At 61.0% G+C, this 10,950-nt stretch carries 14 protein-coding genes, 3 tRNA genes and 1 pseudogene; 13 read left to right on the top strand and 5 right to left on the bottom strand.

Annotation, left to right across the window (positions count from 1 at the left end):
• Positions 1-158: 158 nt before the first annotated feature.
• The 3 genes from DWA01_RS12085 (at position 159) to DWA01_RS12075 (ending at position 1,667) form a co-directional block, all read left to right on the top strand.
• Positions 159-233 (top strand) — tRNA-Gly (locus DWA01_RS12085).
• Between the two features lie 166 nt (positions 234-399).
• Positions 400-474 (top strand) — tRNA-Gly (locus DWA01_RS12080).
• 113 nt (positions 475-587) lie between these two features.
• Positions 588-1,667, top strand: coding sequence for a glycosyltransferase family 4 protein (locus DWA01_RS12075; RefSeq protein WP_160116034.1), 1,080 nt, complete (start codon positions 588-590; stop codon positions 1,665-1,667).
• A gap of 64 nt (positions 1,668-1,731) precedes the next feature.
• Here DWA01_RS12075 and DWA01_RS12070 read toward each other — a convergent pair whose 3' ends face one another.
• Complete coding sequence (locus DWA01_RS12070; protein WP_114286091.1) at positions 1,732-2,376, bottom strand: DUF2306 domain-containing protein; 645 nt, start codon at positions 2,374-2,376, stop codon at positions 1,732-1,734.
• Between the two features lie 96 nt (positions 2,377-2,472).
• Between DWA01_RS12070 and DWA01_RS12065 the strand changes: the two genes are divergently transcribed.
• From DWA01_RS12065 to hisH, 3 genes are read left to right on the top strand one after another with little or no spacing between them, the layout of a single operon-like run.
• Positions 2,473-3,102, top strand: coding sequence for a TetR-like C-terminal domain-containing protein (locus DWA01_RS12065; RefSeq protein WP_114286090.1), 630 nt, complete (start codon positions 2,473-2,475; stop codon positions 3,100-3,102).
• Positions 3,103-3,127: 25 nt separating this feature from the next.
• A complete protein-coding gene (hisB, locus tag DWA01_RS12060) occupies positions 3,128-3,715 on the top strand; it encodes an imidazoleglycerol-phosphate dehydratase HisB (RefSeq protein ID WP_114286095.1) in 588 nt (195 codons plus the stop codon).
• On the top strand, positions 3,715-4,353 hold the full coding sequence (hisH, locus tag DWA01_RS12055; RefSeq protein ID WP_114286089.1) for an imidazole glycerol phosphate synthase subunit HisH: 639 nt from the start codon (positions 3,715-3,717) through the stop codon (positions 4,351-4,353). Before hisB ends, hisH begins: the two co-directional genes overlap by 1 nt.
• A 114-nt stretch (positions 4,354-4,467) precedes the next feature.
• Here hisH and DWA01_RS12050 read toward each other — a convergent pair whose 3' ends face one another.
• Positions 4,468-4,869: a DUF2147 domain-containing protein gene (locus DWA01_RS12050; RefSeq protein WP_235008535.1), complete on the bottom strand. Its 402-nt coding sequence runs from the start codon at positions 4,867-4,869 to the stop codon at positions 4,468-4,470.
• Positions 4,870-5,039: 170 nt separating this feature from the next.
• Between DWA01_RS12050 and hisA the strand changes: the two genes are divergently transcribed.
• The 6 genes and pseudogenes from hisA to DWA01_RS23290 all read left to right on the top strand — a co-directional run bounded on the left by hisA (position 5,040) and on the right by DWA01_RS23290 (position 8,087).
• Positions 5,040-5,762 carry a 1-(5-phosphoribosyl)-5-[(5-phosphoribosylamino)methylideneamino]imidazole-4-carboxamide isomerase gene (hisA, locus tag DWA01_RS12045; RefSeq protein ID WP_114286088.1) on the top strand — a complete coding sequence of 241 codons (723 nt, stop codon included), beginning with the start codon at positions 5,040-5,042 and terminating at the stop codon, positions 5,760-5,762.
• Positions 5,759-6,097, top strand: a complete 339-nt coding sequence (locus DWA01_RS23300; RefSeq protein ID WP_200832566.1) for a hypothetical protein — start codon at positions 5,759-5,761, stop codon at positions 6,095-6,097. The genes hisA and DWA01_RS23300 overlap by 4 nt, the downstream gene beginning before the upstream one ends.
• Positions 6,098-6,176: 79 nt before the next feature.
• Positions 6,177-6,617 carry a YqaA family protein gene (locus tag DWA01_RS12035; RefSeq protein ID WP_114286087.1) on the top strand — a complete coding sequence of 147 codons (441 nt, stop codon included), beginning with the start codon at positions 6,177-6,179 and terminating at the stop codon, positions 6,615-6,617.
• Positions 6,618-6,744: 127 nt separating this feature from the next.
• On the top strand, positions 6,745-7,506 hold the full coding sequence (gene hisF, locus DWA01_RS12030; RefSeq protein WP_114286086.1) for an imidazole glycerol phosphate synthase subunit HisF: 762 nt from the start codon (positions 6,745-6,747) through the stop codon (positions 7,504-7,506).
• 8 nt (positions 7,507-7,514) lie between these two features.
• Positions 7,515-7,763 (top strand): annotated as a pseudogene (locus tag DWA01_RS23295) (phosphoribosyl-ATP diphosphatase); the annotation flags it as partial.
• A 9-nt stretch (positions 7,764-7,772) separates the two neighbouring features.
• On the top strand, positions 7,773-8,087 hold the full coding sequence (locus tag DWA01_RS23290) for a phosphoribosyl-ATP diphosphatase (protein WP_200832567.1): 315 nt from the start codon (positions 7,773-7,775) through the stop codon (positions 8,085-8,087).
• 418 nt (positions 8,088-8,505) lie between these two features.
• On the opposite strand, the gene DWA01_RS12020 is transcribed toward DWA01_RS23290, so the two are convergent.
• The 3 genes from DWA01_RS12020 to rlmB all read right to left on the bottom strand — a co-directional run bounded on the left by DWA01_RS12020 (position 8,506) and on the right by rlmB (position 10,601).
• A complete protein-coding gene (locus tag DWA01_RS12020; RefSeq protein ID WP_114286084.1) occupies positions 8,506-8,943 on the bottom strand; it encodes a CoA-binding protein in 438 nt (145 codons plus the stop codon).
• A gap of 310 nt (positions 8,944-9,253) precedes the next feature.
• Positions 9,254-9,712 carry a YHS domain-containing (seleno)protein gene (locus tag DWA01_RS12015; RefSeq protein WP_114286093.1) on the bottom strand — a complete coding sequence of 153 codons (459 nt, stop codon included), beginning with the start codon at positions 9,710-9,712 and terminating at the stop codon, positions 9,254-9,256.
• Between the two features lie 103 nt (positions 9,713-9,815).
• Positions 9,816-10,601 carry a 23S rRNA (guanosine(2251)-2'-O)-methyltransferase RlmB gene (gene rlmB / locus DWA01_RS12010; RefSeq protein ID WP_114286083.1) on the bottom strand — a complete coding sequence of 262 codons (786 nt, stop codon included), beginning with the start codon at positions 10,599-10,601 and terminating at the stop codon, positions 9,816-9,818.
• Between the two features lie 139 nt (positions 10,602-10,740).
• On the opposite strand from rlmB, the gene DWA01_RS23140 reads away from it, so the two are divergent.
• Positions 10,741-10,824 (top strand) — tRNA-Tyr (locus tag DWA01_RS23140).
• The last annotated feature ends 126 nt before the right edge of the window (positions 10,825-10,950 follow it).

Raw genomic sequence — 10,950 nt, 5'->3', positions numbered from 1 at the left:
CCGGCCCGTCCGTTCCCAGTCCTGCCCAAACCCGGCCACCACAGCGCGTCCCGAAGCACCCGGGGCGTTTCGAGGCGCCGTGCAAAAAAAATGAAATTCCCTGCAGCGTGCTCTTGCGGCCAGGCGCGTGGCGGCCTAAACAGCCCTCACCCAAGGAAGCGGGCGTAGCTCAGGGGTAGAGCATAACCTTGCCAAGGTTAGGGTCGGGCGTTCGAATCGCCTCGCCCGCTCCAATTCCTCTCTGAAATGAGAGGTCTGAAAAGGCTCCCTCCGGGGAGCCTTTTTCACGTTCACGGCCCGGAAATAAACCCGCACCGGCATCGCTCAGAATTCAAAAATATAACCGGGACGCCTTGACCCTGCCCGCGCGGCTGCGTAAATACGCCTTACCAAAAGGAAGCGGGCGTAGCTCAGGGGTAGAGCATAACCTTGCCAAGGTTAGGGTCGGGCGTTCGAATCGCCTCGCCCGCTCCAATTGGTTTTCAGATACAAGTACATCTTTACGTATGCGCCCGGTAACGCGGTCTCAGCCTGCTAATATCGCGTCGTTATTCCGGCAGCGCATTTTCACAGTGAATGAGTATAAAATGCATATAGTCCACATCTTCAGTCACAAAGGCATTTGCGGCGTTCCGGTCAGCGGCAGCGCGCTGGTCAATGCGCTGGCCAGGTCGGGGCACAAAATCACCCTGATCCACCGTCCCGGCGCCTGGATCGCCGATCAGAAGTTTGAGGGTGATATCACGCTGCGGCCCTTTGATATGGGCGTACGTATTTTGAATTACAGCGGAATTCGCGAGCTTTACCGCCAGTTCAAAGCTGACGGTGTTGACGTCATCCACACCCATGGATCCGCCGCGGACCGGGTCGGCGGGTTGTGTTATATGTTCGGAAAAATCCCCACGGTCGCCAAGGCCGCGGCCAGGATCGTGCATATGCACTGGCGCTTTCACGACGCCATCATTGCACCCAGCCAGTACACGGTCGACTTTTACACCCGCACCCGCCTGGCCTCGCCCAAACGGCTGCATCCGGTTCCCAACTTCCTGTCGTCAAATGGCTTCCCGGAAACAACACCTCAGCGCCGCCACGAGAAACGCGAAGAGCTCGGCCTGCCACAGGACGCGTTTGTTTTTGTCTCAGTGGGTGGCATCCAGCACCGCAAGAATCAAAGTGCAACCATCCCGATCCTCAAGGGGCTGGTGGAGCGCGGCGTGAACGCCTATTGCACCCTGATTGGCGGCAAAGGCGGCGACGAAGCTAAAAAAGTCGCCAGCGCCGCCGAGGCTGCCGGACTGTCGGACCGCGTCCTGATGACCGGACAGCGCAGTGATGCCCGCGACCTGCTGACCGCGTTTGACGCCCTGGTCAGTACCTCACGCGACGAACAGGCCTCAGTCGTTCTGCTTGAAGGGCTGGCGGCCGGCCTGCCGCTTTATTTCACTGCCGTGGGATCTGCTGCTGAGATCATCAAAGACGGTGAAAACGGGCTGATCATTGACGCCGAGGCGCCTGCCAGTGCGGTCCAGGCGATGTATGAGCTGGCGAATTCCCCCCAGGAGCAGCAGCGGCTGAGCCAGAACAACCGCCGTCTGTTTGAAGCTGAATTCACTCCTGAAGTGGTTATTCCCAAATTTGAAGCCGTCTATCGCCACATCAGCGGTTAACCGGCAGCAACGCCTGACCAGATTTTTCCGCGGCAATTCCGCCGCGACGGAGCGGCAGCGGTTCTCAGGCCACTGCCGGCGGCCGGACTGAACTGTTGCGCCCGTTGCTGCGCGCCCTGTGGCGCAGCAACAACGCTTCGGCGATCAACACATTGGGCAGCCAGCACAGCCAGGCAATGGCGGCATAGGCGATTTCCATTTCCACCCCGGCCACCATCGACACCGGCAACCAGATGCGCAGGGTCACGGCGGCAAATGTCAGGCTCGCAGAACGTATCATCCAGGCCCGGTGTTCAGATATGCGCCCGGCGCGCGCCAGCCAGATGCCACGGGCTGTGGTGATGAGCCAGAGAACCGCCAGGGTTGCAAACCCGGCCGCAGTCAGCCCGCTGCTTTCTGTGCCCAGCGCCAGTTGCAGCGCACTGAGCCCGCCGATCAGCACCGCCCCCCCGTAGGCGCGGCCGCTGAGGCGGTGCAGGACCCGCCAGCGCCGGCGCAGCGTTGCGCTGAACTGAATGGGCAACACACCAAGCGCCAGCGCCGAGGCGGCGATATGAGCGTAAAGCGCCCAGGGCCGGTCGCGCAGGTGCAACGACAGAAACTCAAGCTTGGCCTGAGTATCCCCCACCAGTTGTTGCGCGGCATAAAGCGCCACCCCCAGGCTCAGTAAAACGCCCAGAGAGCGCAGTGTTCCCAAAAATGCAGTCATGGATTTATCCCTTGAGTTAGCGGTGAATCATTGATCTTTACAGTGTAAAGTTACATCTGAACTTGACATTGTCAAGTTACGTGACAAACTGGGGAAATGAACTCAGAAGCTAAACCTAAAAAACCGCATCACCACGGAGACTTACGCCGCGCCCTCATCACCAGTTCGATGACGCTGCTGGCGAAGGGGGGCAGCGCTGCGCTGACCCTGCGCCGCGCCGCCGCCGCCGCCGGGGTCTCGCATGCGGCGCCGACTCACCACTTCGGCAATCTCGACGGCTTGCGCTCCGCCGTCGCCACCGAAGGTTTTCTTCTTTTCTGCGATGCCATGGAGCGCCATGTTCAGGCGGCAGAGCCGGCGCCCCGCGCCCGGTTGCGGGGCCTCTGTATGGGGTATCTGGAATTTGCGCTCAGCCACCCGTCGCTGTTGGATCTGATGTTCCGCGAAGAACGCAGCTTTGACAAAGACGCCGCGCTGCTTGCTGCCAGCACAGAAGCCTATCAGGCGCTGGCCCGGACAGCGGCCCCTTTTGTGAGTGCGGCGCATCCCGCAAGGGTCACCGAGGCACAGATCTGGTCCTTTATCCACGGCTATGCGGTGCTGCGCACCTCAAGGCGTTTTGGCCAGCAAGCAGAGGATCCCTCCGGTGATGCTGCGGCAATCCTGTCGCTGCTGGACCGGCTTGAACTTGCGCCCTCTTCTCAAAAGCCAGATGCGCCCCTATAAGGGCGGGAGCAAGACGGAGGTCCAAATGCGCACCGCTACCATCACCCGCAGCACTGCGGAAACGGCAATCACTGTCGATATTAATCTCGACGGCACAGGCCGTTACGACAATCAGACCGGCGTAGGGTTTTTTGACCATATGCTGGATCAGCTGTCGCGCCATTCGTTGATTGACATGACCGTGCGCGCCAAGGGCGATTACCACATCGATGACCACCACACGGTGGAAGACACCGGCATTGCCATCGGTCAGGCCCTGGTCCAGGCCCTTGGCGACAAAAAAGGCATCCGGCGCTATGGCTCCTGCCTGCTGGCAATGGATGATGCCCAGGTGCGTTGCGCGCTGGATCTGTCGGCGCGGCCCTATCTGATCTGGAACGCCGATATGCCAACCCAGAAGATCGGCACGTTTGACACCGAACTGGTGCGCGAATTTTTTCAGGCGCTGTCGACCCATGGCGGCATCACGCTGCATATTGACGCGTTACACGGCTTTAACAGCCATCACATCGCCGAAGCGACGTTCAAATCGGTGGCCCGCGCGCTGCGCGAGGCGGTGGAGCCTGACCCGCGCACATCGGATAAGATCCCCTCGACCAAAGGCATGCTGTGATGCTGACCGCACTGGTAGATTACGACAGCGGCAACCTGCATTCGGCGCAAAAAGCTTTTCAGCGTATGGCGCTGGAAACCGGCCGGGGTGAGGTGGTGGTGACCTCCTCCCCCGACGTGGTGGCGCGTGCAGACCGGATTGTGTTGCCCGGCGACGGGGCGTTTCCCGCCTGCAAACGCCAGCTGGCGGAGTATTCCGGCCTGTTTGAAGCCATTTCAGAAGCGGTGACCGAGCGCGGCCGCCCGTTTCTGGGCATCTGTGTCGGTATGCAGATGATGGCGACCTGGGGCCGCGAATATAAGGACGTCAAAGGGTTTGACTGGATCGGGGGCGACGTCGTGCGCATTGATCCCGCAGACAAAGCGCTGAAAGTACCTCATATGGGCTGGAATGATCTGGTGATTGATCAGCCGCACGCGCTGCTGGATGGGATTTCCACCGGCGATCACGCCTATTTTGTGCACAGCTATCATTTTCAGGTACGCGATGCGGCCGAACGGCTGGCCCATGTGGAGTATGGCCAGGATATCACCGCTATCATCGGGCGCGACAATATGGTCGGCATGCAGTTCCACCCGGAAAAAAGCCAGGCCAACGGTTTGCGCATGATCGCCAATTTCCTCAAATGGGCACCCTGATTCCGCCCCGCTTCTTTTTGGCTTAAATATCCCCGCCGGAGGCTCTGTTTGCAGACATTTCCGCAATAATTCTGGCCTTCGGCGAGGATATTTTCACCAAAAAGAAAACGCCGCCTATTTCACCCGTGTCCAGGTCTGGGCTTTGCAGAACGGGCCGATACAGCCTTTGACCTGCAACATATCCCCCATCAGGGTCATTTTCGACTTATAGGTCTTGTCCTTACCCGGGTCCCAGATCCGGCCGCCCTTAAAATAACCATCGCCCTGGTCCATCATATCCCAGACAATGTTTTTGCCGATATTGTCGCTGGCGATCGCCTTGCCTGCCGCATTAAAGCTGCGGATCATCTCGCCGCAATACGCCTCACCGCAGGTGGTGAATTCAACCTGGGCCACGTTGCCGTCATCATTGGGTGCGGTCTGAAAAATGCCGCTGATGCCTGCAGCCGATACCGGTGCCGTCAGCAGAGCCAGGCCGGTGGCCAGCATAAGGCTCTTCATCGAAAATGTGTTCATCGCGAAATCCTCCCGTATTTCAGGTTGAATCATGCCCGCGCAGGCCCGCTTTGGGCAAGATTAACGTGGGGTCGCCCGCGCAACACCGCCGAGGCACCTGCGGGGCTTTGCAATTCGCCCCGCGCCATGGCAAAGACGGGGCCAGACACTCAGCAACAAGGGCGCCCACCATGATCCTCTATCCAGCTATCGACCTGAAAGACGGCAATGCCGTGCGCCTCTACAAGGGTGAAATGGATAAAGCGACGGTGTTTTCCGACGATCCGGCCGCGCAGGCGGTGGAATTTGTCAAAGCCGGTTGTGAGTGGCTGCACCTGGTGGATCTGAACGGGGCCTTTGCCGGCGCGCCGGTGAACGGCGCTGCGGTCGAGGCAATCCTGCAGCAATGCGACGTGCCAGCGCAACTGGGCGGTGGCATCCGCGACATGGCCACCATTGAACGCTGGATCGACAAAGGTCTGGCGCGGGTGATCCTGGGCACGGTTGCGGTGGAAAATCCGGACCTGGTGCGCGAGGCGGCGCGCGAATTCCCTGGCAAAGTCGCTGTTGGCCTGGATGCACGCAACGGCCGGGTGGCCACCCGCGGCTGGGCCACTGAGACCGAGATTATGGTCACCGATCTGGCGCGCAGCTTTGAAGACGCCGGCGTCGCCGCCATCATCTACACCGACATCAACCGGGACGGCGCCATGCAGGGGCCCAATGTTGAGGCCACCGCGGCGCTGGCCAATGCGGTCTCCATCCCGGTGATTGCCTCCGGTGGCGTGTCCTCGCTGGCCGATCTGCGGGCGCTGAAGTCCTGCGGTGCAAAGCTTGACGGCGCCATTTCGGGCCGCGCGCTCTATGACGGTGCCATCGATCTGTCCGAAGCCCTGGCGGTGTTAAAAGCGTGATCAACGGGCTGTTTGCAGCGCTGATCCTGGTGCCGCCGGTGATCTGGGTCGCCGCACTGGGTTTTGTCACGCTGCTGGGCCAGGTCTTTGGTTGCGAAATCAATGAGGTCTCTGCCCCGGGCTGCATCGTTCTGGGCCTGGAGCTGGCCGGGACCGCCTACAACGCCGGCATACTTGCCACGTGGGGGCCACTGATCTTGTTTCCCTTTGCCATTGCCGCGCTGCTGAGTTTTGCCGTGGTGGCGCTGTTCCGCGCCCTGTTGCGCAAAGCACGAAGTACCCCGCAGCTTCCGCCAGCGGCTGAACCGCACCACACCAAACCCACTGCCCTTTGATACCCACTGCGCCCCCTGACGCGCACTACCTCTCCTGAAACGCACTGAAACCTACCGAAACCCACCTGGATTTAATAAAATGATTGACCTGATCTGGCCGCTGGCGGGCCTGTTTGTGATTGCCTTTGCCTCCGCGACCCTGTTGTGGGGTGGCTCTGAAGCCGCGCTTCTGGCGATGGCGGCGCTGGCTGATTTTTCGCTGATGACACTTCTGATCGTCGCCAGCATCGGCAATATTCTGGGCTCGGTGCTGAACTACGGGCTGGGACGGCTGGCGCTGCGCTATCGCGACCACAAGTGGTTCCCGGTGTCCCGCGCCGCCACCGACAAATCGGTGGACTGGTTCAACAAATGGGGCCAGTGGTCGGTGCTGCTGGCCTGGGCGCCGGTCATTGGTGACCCGATCACTGTGGCCGCCGGCGCGCTGCGGATGAATTTCATGCGCTTTCTGCTGCTGGTCTCCATTTCCAAAACCGTGCGTTATATGGCGGCTCTGGGCGCCTTCAGCCTGGTGGCCTGACACGGCCAGTGAAGTGGCCAGTGACACGGCCGGTGATGCGGGCGGTGACACAGCGGGCGGCCAATTGCGCCCGCCCTCTGGTCTAACGCGGACAAGCCCGGTAAAAGGGCGGTGAAAAGAGGCAAACATGTTAAAAACCCGCATTATTCCCTGTCTGGACGTGGCCGATGGCCGTGTGGTCAAAGGCGTCAATTTTGTTGGCCTGCGGGATGCGGGCGATCCGGTGGAATCGGCGCGTGCCTATGATGCTGCCGGCGCTGATGAGCTGTGTTTCCTCGACATTCACGCGACGCACGAAAACCGCGGCACCATGTTTGATCTCGCCACCCGCACCGCCGAGCAATGTTTCATGCCGCTGACCATTGGTGGCGGCGTGCGCACACCGGAAGACGTGCGCGACCTGCTGCTGGCGGGGGCGGACAAAGTGTCGTTCAATTCTGCAGCGGTGGCCGATCCGGACGTGGTGGCCCGTGCCGCCGACCGTTTTGGCAGCCAGTGCATCGTGGTGGCGATTGACGCCAAGACCGTGGCGCCGGGCAAATGGGAGATCTTCACCCATGGCGGCCGCAAAGCCACCGGCATTGACGCCGTTGAATTCGCCCGTCTGGTCGAGGCCAAAGGCGCCGGTGAAATCCTGCTGACCTCGATGGACCGCGACGGCACCCGCTCTGGATTTAACCTGCCGCTGACCCGCGCCATTTCGGATGCGGTGCGCGTGCCGGTGATCGCCTCGGGCGGGGTTGGCAATCTGGATCACCTGGTGGAAGGTGTCACCCAGGGCGGCGCCTCTGCCGTTCTGGCAGCGTCGATTTTCCATTTTGGCGATTATACCATCGCCGAGGCCAAGGCCCATATGCAGGCCGCCGGCATTCCCATGCGTATGAACTGAGGTCGGTCATGAACACGTTAGAGACACTCGCCCGCACCATTGAAGCCCGCAAATCGGCGGATCCCGACAGTTCCTGGACCGCGCGCCTGCTGGCGACAGGCCCGGATAAATGTGCCGAGAAATTTGGCGAAGAAGCGGTGGAAGCGATCATTGCTGCCGTAAAGAATGACCGGGAAAACCTGGTCAATGAGGCCGCCGACGTGCTGTATCACCTGACCGTCATGCTGGCGGCGCGCGACGTGACACTGGATGAAGTCTTGGCCGATGTGACCACATTAGAGACACTCGCCCACACCATTGAAGCTCGCAAATCCGCGGATCCGGACAGTTCGTGGACTGCGCGACTGCTGGCCAAAGGCCCGGACAAATGCGCCGAGAAATTTGGCGAAAAAGCAGTGGACGCCATTATTGCTGCGGTGAAGAATGATCGGGAAAACCTGGTCAATGAAGCCGCCGACGTGCTGTATCACCTGACCGTCATGCTGGCGGCGCGGGATGTGGCGCTGGATGAAGTAATGGCCGAGTTGGACCGCCGTCAGGGCACCTCGGGTATTGCTGAAAAAGCCAGCCGCAAAGGCTGAGCCCCCGGCCCGGCTACTGTATCCCTTCACAGTATCCACTCACCGTACCCGCTACTCTTGCTTTTCGGGTCCGCCCTGCCGCCGCAACTCCGGCTGCACGGGTCCGTGGTGGTGCCGCCACACCTGCGGCTCTGCCCCGGCGCCACAGCGGCCGCTTCCCTGCGTCTGGTACACTTTGCGGTACTTCTGCACCTGCGCCATAGCGCCCGCCAAGCTGCGCGGTGTTTCTGCGCCCGCCTCTCCGCGTCTGCCACTCTGTGCGGTCTTTCTGCAGCTGTTTCTGAGCTTGTTTCTGAGCCTGTATCTGTGCGCCCTTAGCTCTGCATATGCTCCTTGCCCGGCTTCACGGATCCATCGCACTGATCCGTCGCACTGATCCATCGCACCGCCCGGCCACATTGAACCCTCTGTACGCGGATTAACTGACGCGGAATCCGGGCTCAAACAGGCGCGGGATTTCGATCGCAGGACAGCGATTCTCAATCACCACCAGCCCGGCAGCACGCACCCGCTCTGCTGCAGCCGCATGCACCACCCCCAACTGGGTCCAGAGCAGCCAGGGCGCCCTCAGATGTGCCAGCGCCTCGTCCACCAACTGCGGCAGCGCCTCAGGCCGGCGGAACACGTCCACCATATCCACGGTAATTTCGGCGGGAATATCGGCAAGACTGGCGCGGATCTCTTCACCCAACGCCACCTGCCCGGCCAGACCCGGGTTCACCGGGATCACCCGGTAACCGCAGCGATGCAGAAACGCCGCCACCCGGTGGCTGGGGCGCGCCGGATTGGCGGAATAGCCCACCAGCGCAATGACACGCGTCTGGCGCAGCGCTGCTTTGATCTCAGAATCGGTCATTGTCTGTCCTGGCTCTCCGTCACGGCCTGATATGGCGCTCCGTCACAGCCTGTCATGGACCGTCCCGGCTCTGCTTTGCCCCGGCGCAAAAAGCGTCCGGATCCTCCACACATGTACAACAAGCGGCGGGATCACAAGCGCCCGGATAAAAAAAGCGCCCGGACGTTTCCGGGCGCAGTCTGGAACGAGGGACAGTGAAAAGAAGCACAAAGGTTCCAAATTTGCGCCTCACCATAAGATCTATGCCGATCTGACAGGTATTAAAGACCCTGTCGCGAAACTGTGAAGGCGCCGTTAGCCAGGCCGCCCGTCAGCTTTCAAGCACCGCCGGCCAGTTGGCTTCGGCTTTGGCGATATATCCCGGAATGTCTTTCTGCCAGGTTCTGCGCACACCTTTGCTGTAGTTCAGATAGAGCCGGTCCAGATACAGCGTCCAGGCTTTGGGCACGGTGGAGGCGACATAGCCTTTGGCGGCGGCATAAGCGCAATAGCCGCCATATTGCGGCGCAAAGCGGATGGGGTCGGCCAGGAACCGGTCGCGGTTTTCATCGCTGGCAAAGCGCCATGTGGCACCGCGCCAGTCCAGCGTGATGTCGCGCGCACCGGCAACCGGGCCGTTGCCGGCAAAATAGGCCACCGGGTCAGAGCCATCAATGGCAATGCCGTCTTCCTGGTAGACCGGCGGGCTGGCGGCAAACGCCGGGCGCGACAGGCCTATCAGTGCAGGTGTGGCGATAAACATGGAAAGGGCGGAACGTCGGGTGATCATGGCAGCCTCCATTGCGGTCGTTTTGACACGGGTGCAGCCAGAATGACGGTGGCGGGGATTTCTGAAAACCCCCGCCACCGGAATGTGAACGCTTGTGAGAGCGTTATTTTCCGCGGCGCGAGGCGGCATACAGCCCGACAGCCGCCGCATTGGAGACATTAAGCGAGCCAAAATCGGCGGCATAGGAAATGCGCACCAGCTTGTCACAATACTCTTTGGTCTTGTCGCGCAGGCCCGGACCTTCGGCGCCCATAACGAGCCCTACAGGGCGGTCTGAGAGATCCACCAGCGCCTCTTCCAGCGTCTCTTCGGCTTCGCCATCAAGGCCCAGCAGGATGTACCCCATGTTCTGCAATTCCCGCATCCCGTCAGAGAGATTTCGGATGCGCAGATAGGGCTGACGTTCCAGCGCCCCGGAGGCGGTCTTGGCCAGTGCCCCGGTTTCCGGTGCCGCGTGGCGTGCGGTGGCGATCACTGCAGTGGCGCCAAACACTTCGGCCGAACGCAACACCGCGCCGACATTGTGCGGATCGGTCACCTGATCCAGCAGCACCACCATCGGCAGGCCCTCGCCAGAGCCGATGCAACGTTCCGCGATCGGTCCCCAGTTCAGCGGCTTGACCTCAAGCGCAGCACCCTGGTGCACCGATTGCGGATCCAGCGGCGCGGCAAAATTGCGCGGTTCGCTCATTTCCGCTTCCATGCCCGAGGCGGCAATGTCTTCTTCCAGACGGGCAGCGGCGTTGCGGGTCACCACAAGCCGCAGTTTTACCCGGTCCGGGTTGCGCAGCGCGTCGCGCACCGCATGCAGACCGAACAACCAGACGGTTTCCGCTGCCGCTGCGCGTTTGCCTTGTTCTTTTTCGACGACCCATTTGGGTTTTTTCATGGTGCGGGTCCCTTGTTTTCCTGCAAGGCCGGGACAATGCGCCGGGGCAGATTTTGATGCAAGCCATTTTCCTGTTGACGCCCCCACAAAGCCCCGGTATTCCCCCCTCACACCAGATGACGGCAACGTCAGACGGTAAGGGCGACGGGCTGCAAGGTGCGGCAGCGGACTGTAACTCCGCCGGGGAGACCCACGCCTGGTTCGATTCCAGGGTCGCCCACCATCTACTCCAAGATGGTGGAAACATTGAGAAAAACCGGCTGTCACTTGACTGTGGCGCCGGTTTTTTCATGTCTGGTCCAGGCACTGCCGCCAGCATAGCTGCCGCCCCGACCTGTTTTGACTGCCC

Source organism: Candidatus Halocynthiibacter alkanivorans (assembly GCF_003333265.1).
Lineage (GTDB): Bacteria > Pseudomonadota > Alphaproteobacteria > Rhodobacterales > Rhodobacteraceae > Halocyntiibacter_A > Halocyntiibacter_A alkanivorans.
The sequence above is the reverse complement of the archived record's forward strand: the minus strand, read 5'-3'. Positions and strand labels throughout refer to the sequence as shown.